The organism is Pseudomonas paraveronii (assembly GCF_963681955.1).
GTDB lineage: Bacteria > Pseudomonadota > Gammaproteobacteria > Pseudomonadales > Pseudomonadaceae > Aquipseudomonas > Aquipseudomonas paraveronii.
The window spans coordinates 5311149-5325616 of sequence record NZ_OY817130.1 but is presented as its reverse complement, the minus strand read 5'-3'; the positions used below and the strand labels follow the sequence as shown (position 1 = coordinate 5325616).

Annotated in this window: 12 protein-coding genes; 1 reads left to right on the top strand and 11 read right to left on the bottom strand. The window is 61.3% G+C overall.

The window, feature by feature from the left end:
* Nucleotides 1-111: 111 nt before the first annotated feature.
* Nucleotides 112-3468: an O-linked N-acetylglucosamine transferase, SPINDLY family protein gene (locus U5A08_RS24575; RefSeq protein ID WP_321848960.1), complete on the top strand. Its 3357-nt coding sequence runs from the start codon at nucleotides 112-114 to the stop codon at nucleotides 3466-3468.
* A gap of 51 nt (nucleotides 3469-3519) precedes the next feature.
* On the opposite strand, the gene U5A08_RS24570 is transcribed toward U5A08_RS24575, so the two are convergent.
* The 11 genes from U5A08_RS24570 to fliS all read right to left on the bottom strand — a co-directional run bounded on the left by U5A08_RS24570 (nucleotide 3520) and on the right by fliS (nucleotide 14450).
* Nucleotides 3520-4212 carry an RNA polymerase sigma factor FliA gene (locus tag U5A08_RS24570; RefSeq protein ID WP_247396090.1) on the bottom strand — a complete coding sequence of 231 codons (693 nt, stop codon included), beginning with the start codon at nucleotides 4210-4212 and terminating at the stop codon, nucleotides 3520-3522.
* 158 nt (nucleotides 4213-4370) lie between these two features.
* Complete coding sequence (locus tag U5A08_RS24565; protein WP_253398847.1) at nucleotides 4371-4793, bottom strand: hypothetical protein; 423 nt, start codon at nucleotides 4791-4793, stop codon at nucleotides 4371-4373.
* A gap of 2 nt (nucleotides 4794-4795) precedes the next feature.
* The gene (locus U5A08_RS24560) at nucleotides 4796-6616 is read right to left on the bottom strand and encodes a flagellar biosynthesis protein FlhF (RefSeq protein WP_321848959.1); all 1821 of its coding nucleotides are present in this window, start codon (nucleotides 6614-6616) and stop codon (nucleotides 4796-4798) included.
* Complete coding sequence (flhA, locus tag U5A08_RS24555) at nucleotides 6613-8709, bottom strand: flagellar biosynthesis protein FlhA (protein WP_373423736.1); 2097 nt, start codon at nucleotides 8707-8709, stop codon at nucleotides 6613-6615. Before flhA ends, U5A08_RS24560 begins: the two co-directional genes overlap by 4 nt.
* Complete coding sequence (gene flhB / locus U5A08_RS24550; RefSeq protein WP_253398843.1) at nucleotides 8706-9875, bottom strand: flagellar biosynthesis protein FlhB; 1170 nt, start codon at nucleotides 9873-9875, stop codon at nucleotides 8706-8708. Before flhB ends, flhA begins: the two co-directional genes overlap by 4 nt.
* Before the next feature lie 102 nt (nucleotides 9876-9977).
* Nucleotides 9978-10832: a flagellar motor protein MotB gene (motB, locus tag U5A08_RS24545; protein ID WP_253398841.1), complete on the bottom strand. Its 855-nt coding sequence runs from the start codon at nucleotides 10830-10832 to the stop codon at nucleotides 9978-9980.
* A 2-nt stretch (nucleotides 10833-10834) separates the two neighbouring features.
* The gene (gene motA, locus U5A08_RS24540; protein ID WP_253398840.1) at nucleotides 10835-11707 is read right to left on the bottom strand and encodes a flagellar motor stator protein MotA; all 873 of its coding nucleotides are present in this window, start codon (nucleotides 11705-11707) and stop codon (nucleotides 10835-10837) included.
* Nucleotides 11708-12453: 746 nt separating this feature from the next.
* Nucleotides 12454-13005, bottom strand: coding sequence for a flagellar transcriptional regulator FlhC (flhC, locus tag U5A08_RS24535; protein ID WP_247402826.1), 552 nt, complete (start codon nucleotides 13003-13005; stop codon nucleotides 12454-12456).
* Between the two features lie 3 nt (nucleotides 13006-13008).
* Nucleotides 13009-13344: a flagellar transcriptional regulator FlhD gene (gene flhD, locus U5A08_RS24530; protein ID WP_247402829.1), complete on the bottom strand. Its 336-nt coding sequence runs from the start codon at nucleotides 13342-13344 to the stop codon at nucleotides 13009-13011.
* Between the two features lie 330 nt (nucleotides 13345-13674).
* A complete protein-coding gene (gene fliT, locus U5A08_RS24525) occupies nucleotides 13675-14046 on the bottom strand; it encodes a flagellar protein FliT (RefSeq protein ID WP_247402832.1) in 372 nt (123 codons plus the stop codon).
* A gap of 2 nt (nucleotides 14047-14048) precedes the next feature.
* Entirely contained in the window at nucleotides 14049-14450 is a 402-nt protein-coding gene (gene fliS / locus U5A08_RS24520; protein ID WP_253398837.1) for a flagellar export chaperone FliS, read from the bottom strand.
* Between the last annotated feature and the right edge of the window lie 18 nt (nucleotides 14451-14468).

Sequence of the window (14468 nt, the reverse complement as noted above, 5' to 3'; positions counted from 1 at the left end):
CTGCACAATCTTTGGTAATTGCGGCATTGAGGTGGGTTTATCCGGGCTTTGGCGGGGAGGGTGGCGCGATAGCATTTCGCTCAGAATCTCTTTGCACAAGGCTGCTCCTGAATGCCCAGATCCCCGCGCCCCGGCTCTCCCAGCCATCCTGCTGCCCCTACGCTTGCCCAGGCGCGACGGCGCAGCGAGCAACGCCCCCATGACCCAAAGGTGTGGAAAGACTTGGGCCATCAGCAACTGCACAGTGATCCCGAGCAAGCGCTGAGCAGTTTCGAGCACGCCTTGCAGTTGCTGCCCAATGAACCTCAGGCATTGGAGCTGGTGGCCAAGGCCGCGCAAAAGCTCGGCCAGGCAGATCGCGCCCTTGAACTTGTCCTCAAGGCGCTGGGCATCAACCCGGATTTCGCCGCCGGGCATCACCGCCTGGCCACGCTGTATTTCGAAAAAGGCCAGTTCGCCAACGCCCTGTCGCATATCGATCAGGCACTGGCGTTGACGCCCCATGACTGTCATATGCTCTCGCGCAAAGGCTTGATCCTCAATCGCCTGGAACGCCACGGCGAAGCCATCGTCGTGTTCGACAAGCTGATCGAACGCGAACCTGGCGATTACAGCCACTGGAACAATGCGGCCAACCTGTACAAGGACATCGGTCAACTGGCCACGGCCGACACCTATTACCAAAAGGCCGTGACGCTGGCCAAGCGCAAGGACGTGCTGCCGTACTCCAACCGCCTGACCTCGCTGCACTACGACCCCGAGCGCAGCCGCGACTTTATCTTCGAGGTGTGCAAGGAATGGCAATCGCGCTTCGGCCCCAAAGCCGTGCCGCCGCGCCCCGAAGTGCTCGACCGCGCCCCCGACCGTTGCTTGCGTATCGGCCTGGTATCCGACGGCCTGCGCCAGCACCCGGTGGGCAATATGATCGTGGGCGTGCTGGAAAAACTGCCGCGTCATCAGTTCCAGTTGTTCGCCTACAGCACCAGTCAGGTGTGCGACCACCTGACCCGGCGCATCCAGGCGTCGGTGCAGCAATGGCTGGCGATCAAGCATATGGACGACCTCACGCTGGCCCAGCGCATCCGCGATGACCGCATCGATATCCTGATTGACCTCTGTGGTCATAACGCCGGCAACCGCATGCGCACCATGGCGCTGCAGCCGGCGCCCTTGCTGGTGAAATGGGTCGGTGGCCTGATCAACACCACAGGCGTTAGCGCCATCGACTACCTGTTGACCGACCGCATCGAGTCGCCGGAGGGGGAGGACGCGTTCTACACCGAAAAGCTCATCCGCTTGCCCGATGACTATATTTGCTACGACCCGCCGCCCTACACGCCGGACATCAAGCCCCTGCCGGCGTTGACCAACGGTTTTGTCACCTACGGCTGCTTCAATAACCCGACCAAGGTCAACGATGTGCTGTTGGCACGCTGGGCCGAGTTGATGCGCGCTACGCCCGGTTCGCGGCTGTTGCTCAAGGGGGGCGCCTTCGGCAACGCTGAATTGCGTGCCCATGTGCACGGCGTTATGGCTGCCCACGGCATCGCCCAGGAGCGGGTGCTGATCGAAGGTCCGGTGGGGCACAAGACCCTGCTGGAAACCTACAGCCGCATCGATATCGCGCTTGATCCCTGGCCCTATTCCGGCGGCCTTACCACCTGCGAAGCCTTATTGATGGGCGTACCGGTGGTCACCTTCCCCGGGCCGACCTTCGCCGGGCGCCACTCGGCCACCCATTTGGTCAACGCCGGCCTGCCGGAGTTGGTGGTGCATAGTTGGACGCAATACCAGCAGCGCGTCATCGAGTTGGGCAGTGACCTGGACAGCCTGGCGCGTATCCGCAGCCATCTGCGCGAGGTGCTGATGGGCTCGCCGGTGTGTGACAGCCAGCGTTTCGCCAACCACTTCGGCACCGCCATGCGTGCCATCTGGCAGCGCTACTGCGAGGGCAAGCCGGCTGCCGCCCTGACGTTGAGCCCGCAAGGGCTGGCCAGGTTTGAGGGGGAGGCCGCAAGCGTGGTGCTTCAGCACCCGGTGGCGCCGGCCAGGGACGAGGGCTTTGGCTTCAAGTTCCAGGGCAAAGTGGTGACCCTGGACCACGGCAGCACGCTGATCGCATCGGCGCAGTTTGTCGCGCTGCAAAAAATGGCGGCGTTTTCCACGGTGGCTTTTGACCCCGCCAGCCGTATCGACAACGCCCGACAACTGGCGCAATTGGGTGAGTTGCATTACTACCCCCATGCGGCGCTGGGCAATGGTCAGCCCGCCACGCTCTACGCCTGCCTCGATCCGGCCATGAGCGCCACCCTGGCGCCGCTGGCGGCGTCCGCAGTACTGGCCAAACTGGCGGTGCCCACGCTCAAGCTGGATGCGATCAACGGCTTGCCGTCGGTGGACTGGCTGTTGCTCGACAACCTCAACGACAGCCTGGCCGTGATCGAACATGGCCAACGCACCCTCGCCGATACGCTGTTGGTGCAAGCGCGGGTCAACTTCGCACCGACGCATGATCAGCAAGCCGATGTGGGCTTGATCAGCCGGTGCCTGGCCCGGCGCGGGTTCAGTTTTTACCGGCTCAATAACCTGCAGCACATCAGCCATCCGAGCGAAGGGCAAAGCCTGGATCAATTGCGTGCTTCCCACCTGGTGTGTGCCGATGCACTGTTTTTGCCGGATGCGACACGCATGGCAGCACTGTCCGATAACCAGCGCCTGAAGCTGGCCTTTGTGCTGCACACGGTCTACGCCGCCTTTGATATGGCGACGCAACTGCTCAACACCATCGATAGCGACCTGGCCGCGCAGTACCTCAAGCACTGCCAGAACCCGAGCACCATGCCGCAACCGCTCGAACTGCCCCGGGCACCGATGCAGGCGCCCCAAGTGACCTTCCCGGCAGAAGTGGCCGCCTATGTGAAGACGCTCTATACCCAGGCCTCAGTGATCCTGGAATACGGCAGCGGCGGTTCCACCCTACTGGCCGCCAGCATGCCGGACAAAACCGTGATCTCGGTGGAGAACGACGCCCGCTGGGCCGAGGACATGCAAACCTGGATTGCCAATGCCACGCTGCCCTCGCGGCCACGGATTTACGCGGTGGATGTAGGCGAGACCGGTAAATGGGCGCGGCCGAAGAACGCCCGACACTGGAAGAAGTTCCACACTTACCCGCTGAAGGTCTGGGATGAGCCCTTCTTCGAGCAACCCGATGTGATTCTGATCGATGGGCGTTTCCGCATCGCCTGCTTTGTCACCGCTTACTTGCGGGCGACCAAGCCGATCATCGTGTTGTTCGACGACTACCTGGACCGCCCGCACTACCATGTGATCGAACGGCTGTTGGCGCCTACCGAGTTTGTCGGGCGTATGGCGCGGTTCGATCTGCAGCCGATGATGCACCTGCCGCGTGAGCAGTTGACCTGGCTGATCGCAAGCTATAACGAGGTGGCATACGCCGAGGGGTGAGGAAATGTGTGGCGAGGGCGCGTGCTCCCTCGCCACCACCGCAGGCGCGGTCTATTCCTTCATTCTGGCCTGCAGCCGGGCAATGGCCTGGGCATGCAATTGGCACACACGCGATTCGCTCACTTCCAGCACCACGCCAATCTCGCGCAGGTTGAGTTTCTCGTGGTGACACAGCGCGAGCAGCAGGCGTTCGCGCGCAGGCAGGGCGTCAATGGCCCGAGTGAGGTTGGCACGGTTGCGGTCGTTGATCAGTTCGGCGAAGGGCGTGCGCAGCCGCGAACTGGCGTCTTCGCTGTGCTCTTCATCCACGTCGTCAAAGGGCAGCATCTGGCTGCCGTTCGTGTCATCGAGCACCTTCTGGTATTGCTCCAGCGTGAGGCCCATGGCCGACGCCACTTCCCGTTCCCGGGCCGGACGCCCCAGGTTCTGTTCCACGCGGTGCATGGCGTCTTCCACGGCCCGCGCGTTGCGGCGCACGCTGCGGGGCACCCAGTCGCGGGTGCGCAGTTCGTCAATCATCGCCCCGCGAATACGTTGCGAAGCGAAGGTGGCGAACGTCGCGCCGACGCTCAAGTCATACCGCGTCATGGCATCGAGCAGACCGATGCTGCCGGCTTGAATCAAGTCGTCCAGTTCAATATTGGAAGGCAGCCGGGTCTTCAACCCCAGTGCCTGGCGCCGGACCATCGGGAGGTACTGCTGGAGGACTTCCTGCTGGTTAATCTTGCCCTGTGCCGTATACATCGTGCGCGCCTGCGAAAGACAGAAAATCCACGGGATTATTACCGCTGGTCCTGGCCGCTTAAGCGCGGAACAGGTGTGTGCCAGGTGACGTATTCGCTGCTTAGCCCACGGTGAATGGAATGAAATGTGGTCGGCAGGACAACGCCGCTACGGTGTTCTCAGGATGTGCGAGTCTCATCGATCAACAACAACCGCATCCCCAGATACCGCTGCGCAGCCTCGCGCAAATTGTTCAGCAGGCCCTGCTGGGAAAAACCGGTGTGCAGCGCCAATACCTGCGCGGGGCCACCCTGTTCGCGTAACAGGCTCAACGCGCTGAACGTGCGGCAGAAGGCACCCAGGTCGCTGTCGACCCACACGCTCCAGCGCTCGGGCAGATCGCGGTGATAGTTATCCACAGCCTGAACGCGCCAGCGCGCGGGGTCGCCGACCCAGCGATGACCTTGGCCGTGCCAACGCTCCAGGGTTTTGTGCGCCTGGACGGTCGCTTGTGCCGCGCCGAATAGCATCAGGGTGCGATCCACGACCGGAGCCTGTTGTTGCCTGGCCCAGTGGCGCAGGCCGCTGGCCTGGTCGTGCATGCTCAGAGGCTGCCCGTGACGGCGGACAAGTGCAGCAAGCCTTCGAGGATTTCACCGGTATGGCCCCTGGTTTTTTTCGGCAGCAGGCCAAGCAGTTGCGTGCGGGCCTGGAAAGCCCAATCGTCACTGGCGTTGGCCAGGCGCATGGCGCTGGCGGCGAGCCCGGCGGCCAGGTACAGGCGCAGTTCGGCGTGCAGATGCGCAGACATGGCGAGTAACTGCGTCTTGCCGCGTGCGGTCAGGCTGGTCAGTTCATCGTGCTTCAACTGCAGCAGGAGGTTGGCGGCCTGTTCCTTCAACCCTTGCGATTCCACGCTCAGCCAGTAGCGTTGGCCCAAGTGTTGACCGCTGTGGCTGTCTTGCAAGGTGCCGAACCAGGCGCGCGCGGGGGCATTTTTGAGCACCACCGGCAGATGGCTTAAGGTCAGTCGCGCAGTGCGGTTGCGGTAACGCAACTCGCGGATGCCGAAGGCTTCAGCGTGCCCGGCCAGGTTGCCCAGGCGTTGGCGTTCACCTCGATACACCACGCGCTGGCTGCTCTGGGTCGCGGTGACCCACACCGCGGCAACGGGCGCGCAGGGTTCTTGCGCGCGGATAAACGCGTCCCAGGCCGCAGGTTGCTGCGCCGCCGGTAACGCCATCAACGGCCAGGCGTCGAGCAACGGGCCGAAGCCCTCGACGTGCGCGATCAGGCTGTCGCGCAACGCCAACAGCGCCTTGCGCTGCCCCATCAACCCGCGCACCAGCGCATTCAAGCGTTGGCTCGTCGACGTGCCGGGGGCTGAGGCAAACCGCGAAGGCCGGGACGTATCCAGCGCTTGCTGCAAAAAGTTCGACGTGCCGGGCAATTGCAGGTCTTCCGGCACTTGCTGGCCCGTCGACAAATAGTTCAGCCGCAAGTCGTGTCGAATCAACGTATCCAGTACCGGTCCAAGCCGCGCAGCCTCATCGCACTTGCTGACGATGCAGTCGTCCAGGCGGCAACCGGCGGCGTGTGCGGCTTCGCGGTAGGTGTGCAGCACTTCATCGAGGGTATCGCCATGGCTGGCGGCGTTGAGCACCAGCATCAGGCGCACCGCGCGACCACTGCCGCCCAGTTGATGGATTTGCGTCACCAGGCGTGCGTCGCGCTGGCTCATGCCGACGGTGTCGATGAGCACCAGGCGCTTGTCGGCCAGCCCGCCCAGCAGCGGGCCAAGCGGCGCATCAGGCTCCAGGGTGTGCAACTCGACCCCCAGCAGTTGCGCATAAATGCGCAGTTGTTCGTGGGCACCGATCCGAAAGCTGTCGGTGCTGACCAATGCCACCTGGTCGGGGCCATGGCGCATGACATAACGCGCCGCCAGCTTGGCGGTGGTGGTGGTCTTGCCCACGCCGGTGGGGCCGACCAGGGCAATGACGGTGGGCTCGTTGAATAACTCGGCTTCATCGGCCAGTTGGTTCAGTTGGTTGTCCAGCCGTTGCATCAGCCAGGTCTTGAGCCGTGCCGGTGTGGCATCGGGCAGCGGCGGCGGGCTGTGGCCCAGCAACTCCTGGCTGAGGCTGGCGCTGAAGCCGGCATCGAGCAGCCATTTGAGCAAGGGCGAGGGTTTCCCCCGGCTATCGATCAACTGGCGCATAGCCTGAATTTCACTCAGCAGGCGTTCACTCAACGCGGCGAAATCCGACGTGGCCGGCGCGGGCAGCTCTTCGGCCAGCGCCAGGATTTCCACGCCGGCATCGGTCATGCGGCTCGACAGGATCAACGCGTCTTCACCCAGGGCCAGGCGTACCTGGTTCATGGCTTCGCGGCTGTTGGCGCCGATAAATCGTTGAGTGCTCACTTGGGTTTGCCTCCGATCACGTTAGTCATGCGCAGGGTGCGGTCGTCGGGTATTTCGCTCAGGGCAATCACCGTGAGCTGACGCAGGCGCCGCCGCAGGAAGCGCGACAGCACCGGACGCAGCTTGTTGGGCACCACCAGCACCGGCGGCTCGCTACTGTTTTCCTGACGCTTGAGGGTCAAGGTGGTCTGCTGCATCAGGTTGTCCGCCAGGCTCGGCTCCAGCGCGCCGCCATTGCCCACCGCCTGCATCAAGACCTGCTCCAGGTTGAAGTCCAGGCCGATCACTTTCAGTTCGGTTTTGTTGCCAAACAGCTGATTGACGATGGAGCGTCCCAGGGCCACGCGCACTACCGCCGTCAGTTCCTGCACATCCGGCGGTTGTTGCACGCCACCGTGTTCAGCCAGGGCATCGAGGATGGTGCGCATGTCGCGGATCGAGACGTTTTCTTCGAGCAGGTTCTGCAGCACGCGCTGCAACACCGTCAGCGACACCAGCTTGGGCACCACTTCGTCGACCAGGCCTTTGCTGTCGGGGCCGAGCTTGTCCAGCAGCTTCTGCACTTCGCCACGGCCAAGCATGTCCTTGGCGTGCTGATGCAGCAGGTGGTTGAGGTGGGTGGCGGTCACGGTGCTGGCGTCGACCACGGTGTAGCCATAGATCTGCCCGTGCTCGCGCAGGTTTGATTCGATCCAGATCGCCGGCAGCCCGAACGCCGGGTCCACCGCCGGCGTGCCTTCCAGCTCATGGGTGACCTTGCCGGGGTTGATCGCCAGCCACTTGCCGGGGAACACTTCGCCGCGGCCGATTTCCACGCCCTTGAGGCTGATGATGTAAGTGTTGGCGGCCAGTTCCAACTTGTCGCGCACATGCACCACCGGCGGCAAAAAGCCCACGTCCTGGGCGAATTTTTTGCGCAGGCTTTTGATCCGGGTGATCAGCTCGCCTTGCTGGCGCGCATCCACCAGTTGGATCAGGCGATGGCCGACACGCAGGCTCAGGGTGTCGACCAACTGCACATCGTCCCAGGAGGCTTCGCTGCTTTGCGAGGCCGATTTGGGCAGCAGGGTCTGCACCGGGGAGCCTTCCGGGGCCAGTTCCTCCTGTTTGGAGAACCACCAGCCCAACCCGGCCAGCAGCCCGGTAAGGATCAGGAACACCAAGTTGGGCATGCCCGGTACCAGCCCGAGCAGGCCCATCACGCCGGCGGTCATCATCAGCACTTTCGGGCGGCTGAACAGTTGGCCCATCATCTGTTGGCCAACATCCTGTTCAGTGTTCACGCGCGACACCGTGACACCGGCGGCAATCGAAATCACCAGGCCGGGAATCTGCGCCACCAGCCCGTCGCCGATGGTCAGCATGGTGTAGGTGTGGGCGGCATCGGAGAAGGCCATGCCGTGCTGCAGGATACCGATGGCCAGGCCACCGATGATGCACACGCCCATAATCACCAGCCCGGCCACGGCGTCACCGCGCACGAACTTGCTGGCGCCGTCCATGGAGCCGAAGAAGTCAGCTTCCTGGGCGACTTCCTTGCGCCGCTGGCGGGCTTGCGGTTCGCCGATCAAGCCGGCGTTGAGGTCGGCGTCGATCGCCATCTGCTTACCGGGCATCGAGTCGAGGGTGAAGCGCGCGCCGACTTCGGCGATACGCCCGGCACCTTTGGTGATCACCATGAAGTTGATGGTCACCAGGATCAGGAACAGCGCCAGGCCCACGGCGAAGTTGCCGCCCACCAGGAATTCGCCGAAGGCTTCGATCACCTTGCCGGCCGCGTCGGGACCGGTGTGGCCCTCCATCAAAATCACCCGTGTGGACGCCACGTTCAGCGACAGGCGCAGCAAGGTGGTGAACAGCAGCACCGAGGGAAACGCCGAGAAATCCAGGGGCTTTTCCGTGAGCATGCTGACCATCAGCACCATGATCGCCAGGGCGATATTGAAGGTGAACAGCAGGTCGAGGATGAACGTGGGCAGCGGCAGGATCATCATCGACAGGATGAGCACGATCAGCACCGGGCCGGTCATGATCTTGAGGTCGGTGGTGGCCAGCCAGGAGTCGGGGCCGAATAAATCGGTCATGCCTTTCATGCGTTCGGGTCATCCTCAGGTGTCGGGGTACGCGGACCACGCTGGTCCATGCCTGGCGGTACAGTCAGGTTCACCGGGGTCGGCGGCAGGTCGCCGCCGTGTTCGCTGACACGCTTGAGGCGAATGGCCCAGGCCACCACTTCAGCGACCACGGTGTACAGCTCGATGGGAATTTCGCGGTCCAGGTCGACGTGGAAATACAGGGCCCGCGCCAGCGGCGGTGCTTCCAGCATCGGCAGATGATGTTCTGCGGCGATCTCGCGAATGCGCAGCGCCACGTCATCCGCGCCCTTGGCTACCACGCGGGGAGCGCCGTTCTTTTCTTTCTGGTACGACAAAGCCACCGCGAAGTGGCTGGGGTTGGTGACGATCACGTCGGCCTTGGGCACCTTGCTCATCATGCGGCGCCGCGCGCGGGCCTGTTGCATCTGGCGAATCCTCGCCTTGATATGCGGGTCGCCGTCGGCGTTCTTGTGTTCCTGGCGCTGCTCTTCCTTGGACATGCGCAGGTTCTTGGCGTAAGTCCATAATTGGTAAGGCACGTCCATGCCCACCACGATAATCAGTGCCGCGACGCACATCGTGCAGGCGCTGGCGGTCAGGCTCAGCAGGGTGGCCAGGGCTTTTGGCGCGGGCATGTGCGGCAGGTTGAGCAACTGCTCGATGTGGCTGCGCAGAAAGAAGTAGATCACCGTGCCGATCAGGCTGGCTTTGGCGATGGCCTTCGCCAACTCCACCAGCACCTGCACTGAGAACAAGCGCGCCAGCCCGCTCATGGGGTTGACCCGGGAAAACTGCGGGCGCACGGCCTTCAGGGTGATCACCAGCCCACCCAGCAGGGCCGGTGCGGCGAGCGCGGCGAAGGTCGTCAGGGCGAAGAACGGGGCCAATGTCAGCAGCGCGATCTGGCTCAATGTCCACAGCGTACTGAGCATGCGCGCAGTGTCGAACAGCTGTGCGCGCTCGAACAGCAACGCCTGTTCCATCACCTGGCCAAGGTTGTCATAGAGGGTGCCGCCCATCAGCCACAGCCCGCCAATACCGGCCAGCAGCATGACAAAGGTGTTCATTTCACGGGAACGTGCAACCTGGCCTTCTTCGCGGGCCTTTTCGATCCGTCGCGGCGTTGCCGCTTCGGTCTTGTCTTCTCTGCTGGTCTCGGCCATGGCTCTCCGGGCGCCTGCGGCAACCCGCGCGACCTGTCAAAGCCGCTATTGTGCGCAGGCGCCTCGGCCGCCGATCGCACGAACACCCGGCACAATCGCGCGCTAATGGGCGGATGGTTCCGCCGGGCCGTATTCATCCTGGGACAGAATGCGTTCGGCCACACGGTTGTCGAGTACGGTGATTTCGATGCGGCGATTGGCGGCGTCGTAAGGGCCTGCGCCGTGGAAGCGGATGCGGTCGGCCATGCCGGAAACGCGCAGCAGCTTGTTGGAGTCCAGGCCGCCGCTCACCAGTTCCTGGCGCGAGGCCTTGGCGCGGTCGGCGGACAGGTCCCAATTGTTGTAGCCGGCATCGCCGCCAGGGTAGGGGTGGCTATCGGTATGCCCGCTGATCTGAATGCGGTTGGGCAACTCGTTGAGCACCGGGGCGAACGTCTTGAGCAGCTTGCTCAGGTACGGCGCGACGTTGGCACTGCCCAGCTCGAACATCGGGCGTTTGTCGGTATCCAGCAACTGCACGCGCAGGCCTTCGGGGCTCAGTTCTATTGCGATCTGCTGCTTGAGTTCGCGCAATTGCGGGTCGTGATCCACTGCACTGTCCAGGCGCTGCTTGAGGGATTCCAGGTGGCGCCGTTCATCTCCGGAAAGACGCGAAGGGCGTGTGGTCTGGCGCGCGCGCTCGCCTTCGGAGAAGCGCTGGTCAGGCCCGCCGCCGGGGATCGCGCTGGTGCTGGACGTGCTGCGATCGCCTTTGCTCATGGCCACCAGCAGCGGCGTGCTGAAGTACTCGGCAATTGCGTCCTTGTCGTTTTTGCTGGCGTTGGACAGCACCCACAGCACCAGGAACAGCGCCATCAGGGCGGTCATGAAGTCGGCAAAGGCAATCTTCCAGGCGCCGCCATGGTGGGCGTGCCGGGCGGCTTTTTTGCGTCGGATGATGATCGGTCGGTCGCTCATGCTCAGTCGACTCCCGGCTGGCCGCTGCCACCCCGCACATAGGTTTCCAGTTCGAGGGCGCCAGGGCGTTCGCTGGTGTGCAGCGCCTTGCGGCCGAACTCCACGGCCAACTGCGGCGGCATGCCTTGCACGCTGGCCAGCAGCGTCACGCGGATGCATTGCAGCATCTTGGCGGACTCGGCGGCCTGCCGGTCGATACGGCTGGCCAGCGGTGCGACCAGCCCATAGGCCAGGTAGATACCCAGGAACGTACCGACCAGCGCATGGGCGATCATCTGGCCCATCAAATCCGGCCCGACGTTCACCGCACTCAAGGCTTTGACCACGCCCATCACCGCCGCGACGATGCCGAAGGCCGGTAGGGCGTCGCTGACTTTGTAGAGGGCATCGGCAGGCAAGTGGGCTTCGTGTTCGAAGCCTTCGATCTCGTGCAGCATCAACTCGTCAAGTTCATGGGCCTGCATGGCACTGCTGATCAGTAGGCGCAGGTAATCGGTGATGAACAGGATGATCAGCGGGTCAGCTACCAGCCGTGGGTATTGGGAGAAAATAGGGCTTTGCTCGGGTTCTTCGATATCTCGTTCCAGAGCGAGCATGCCTTCGCGGCGGGCCTTGCTCAGCAAGGCATAGAGCATGGCCATCAACTCCAGGTACAAGGTTTTGTCGTATTTGGCGCTGCGCTTGAAACGTGACACGGCACTGAGCGTGGCCCTGATGGCCTTGCCGTTATTGGCGGCAATGAACGCACCGACGCCGGCCCCGGCAATCATCAGCAACTCGGTGGGTTGATACAGCGGGCCAAGGGCGCCACCGGACAGGACAAAGCCACCGAACACCGATAACAGTACAACGATAAGCCCGGATACGATGAGCACGTGGTCGTTCCTTAGATTCAAGCAATGGATGACTTGCTGAATATCGGCAACGGCGAGAGGCGAATTGAGGGAGTTTTTGCAGACGGTGAAATTGAAAACGCCACAGATCCAATGTGGAAGGGGGCTTGCTCCCGATGGGGGTGGATCAGCCAAGCAATGACTGACTGACACTCCCTCATCGGGGGCAAGCCCCCTCCCACATTGGATTGGGTTTACAGCTCAAGGGCTGGGCGGGTTGTCGATCCGGTAATGCATGAAGGGTATTGAAGATGTCCCTGTTCAAATACCTCTAAAGAACAACCGGATCAAATGTGGGAGGGGGCTTGCCCCCGATTGGGGTGGATCAGCCAAACAATCACTGACTGACGCTCCCTCATCAGGGTGTACGGACGGAGACATCCTTTACCGGAGCAAGCCCCCTCCCACATTGGATTGGGTTTACAGCTCAAGGGCTGGGCGGGTTGTCGATCCGGTAATGTATGAAGGGCAGGGTCCCTGTTCAAATACCTCTAAAGAACAACCGGATCCAATGTGGGAGGGGGTTTACAGCTCAAGGGCTGGGCGGGTTGTCGATCCGGTAATGCATGAAGGGTATTGAAGATGTCCCTGTTCAAATACCTCTAAAGAACAACCGGATCAAATGTGGGAGGGGGCTTGCCCCCGATTGGGGTGGATCAGCCAAACAATCACTGACTGACACTCCCTCATCGGGGGCAAGCCCCCTCCCACATTTGATCCGGTTCGACTTAAGCCTTGCGTATCAGCAGTTGTGCGTCGATATCCCTGCGCTTCAAGGTCTTGCCCGCCCGCGAAGGCGGCTGGCAAATTCCACATACATACTGCTGCGCCGGTGCGTGTGAATGGGCAACGAATTCGCCGGAGCAGCACGAGCAGCGGATCAGCTCAAGCATGTCGCTTTCAAAAAAACGCACCAGGGTCCAGGCGCGGGTAAGTCCTAGCACCAGCTCTCCTTCCTGGTCGCCCACCTGCTCCAGGTACAGGCGATAGGCTTTGACGAAGGCATCGATGCGGTGCCCACCGATTTCCATCAGGCTGCGATAGATACCGTAGAACAGCGACGAGTGAATGTTCGGCAGCCATGTCACGAACCAGTCGGTGGAGAAGGGCAACATGCCTTTGGGGGGTGAGGCGCCGCGCACTTCCTTGTAGAGACGGATCAATCGACCTCGGCTCAGCGACGTTTCCGTTTCCAGCACCTGCAGCCGTGCGCCCAGTTCAATCAGTTCGATTGCCAGTTGCACTTGCTGCATTTCGGTGACCAGGCTTTTGTCTGACATGGATCAGCCTTCCCCGATGCGCAAATCGCCCGTGCGCTCAGCGGCGGCCATTAGCAGTGCGGAGTGAATTTCCACCATGCCCAGTTCGCGCGCGTTACCCAGCACTCTGGACAAGCGGTCGGTCTCTTCGAACACCGGGCGACAAATCAACTGGTTGACTCGTGCCAGTTGGGTCATTTGCTTGCTGCTGAGTTTGGTCAGCAGGTCAGCCATTTGTTCGCTGAGTTTCAGGCGAAAAATCGCGATCTCACGGTCTTTGCGCAATAGGTTTTGGGCCAGTAATAAATACGAAAGATTCAGGTCCTGGATGTCTTCAAGCTCAGTGTTGGTATTTGGCAACTTTCCACCCCTCCCGTTGGGTACTACAGTTCGGCACACCTAATGGTGCGACCTCTGGCAGACAGTGCTGCAAATCGACAAGTACTAAAGTCAGGCTTTTATAGTTGTACAACGAATGCCTGGTTGTAGCGTTACTCGGTTATCCATGCTCCCGGCCATGTGCTCACAGGCCGTGAATACCGAATTTTTTAATTTTTTCTAAAGTATCAAGTAGTGTGTACGATAACAGACTGAGGAATGTTATTTCTTGTCTGTTTTCATTACTTTACTGTACATAATCGATGGTTTCATACTTATGTGTCTCGCGTAGATGCAGCGTGTAAGTGGTTGTTATTTTTTTCGATACAAATAATGGCTTATTGGTATCACTTGATTGGATGAGGCTCGGTAAGCGGTGTTCAAATCGCTCTTCTTGCGGTTGATCTGCATCAGCTCGCCCAAGTCATTTTGTCGCGTATGCAAAAACCAATTTACTTGTTCTTCGAGCGCCAGGATCTGGCTGAGTAGTTCAAGCTTGTATTGCTGACCACTCGCATCAAGATCAACTTGGTCCTGCGCGCGGCGTAAGTAAGCAGCGTCGATCAGCCCCTGGGACTTCAATGCGAAGATGCCATCCCAATCGGCTTTTTTGGCGTATTCGAGCAGGCGTTGGGATTGTTCGAGCAGTTGTTCGTAAGCGGCGATCAGTTGTGCTTGCATCATGTCTACCGCTCTTCCTCGATGTGCGAACCAATGGCCAGCCAGGCGGCGGCGACGTTTTCCAGTAACGTCGCGGCCGTGGTCAGTGCGGTGTCATCATTGTTCAGGTTTGCGTGAAGCAGCACACGAACCACGTAGTCGTAGAGTTGGTCGAGTTGCACAGCGATGTCACCTCCTTGCTCAAGGTCCAGCGAGGCGCGTAAACCCTGGCTGACGATATTGATTGCCTTGGTGATGGCCTTGCCTTTTGCGGCGATATGGCCGGCCTGCATATGCAGGCGCGCGATACGAATCGACGCCTGGTAGCTGTCGAAGAGCATCACGATTCTTTGGTGAGGGGAGGCCGCCAAAATGCCGCTTTCCACGCCCACCCTGGCGTAGGCATTCGCGTCTCGAAGGGAACTCATCTGATTTGCTCCGGGTGT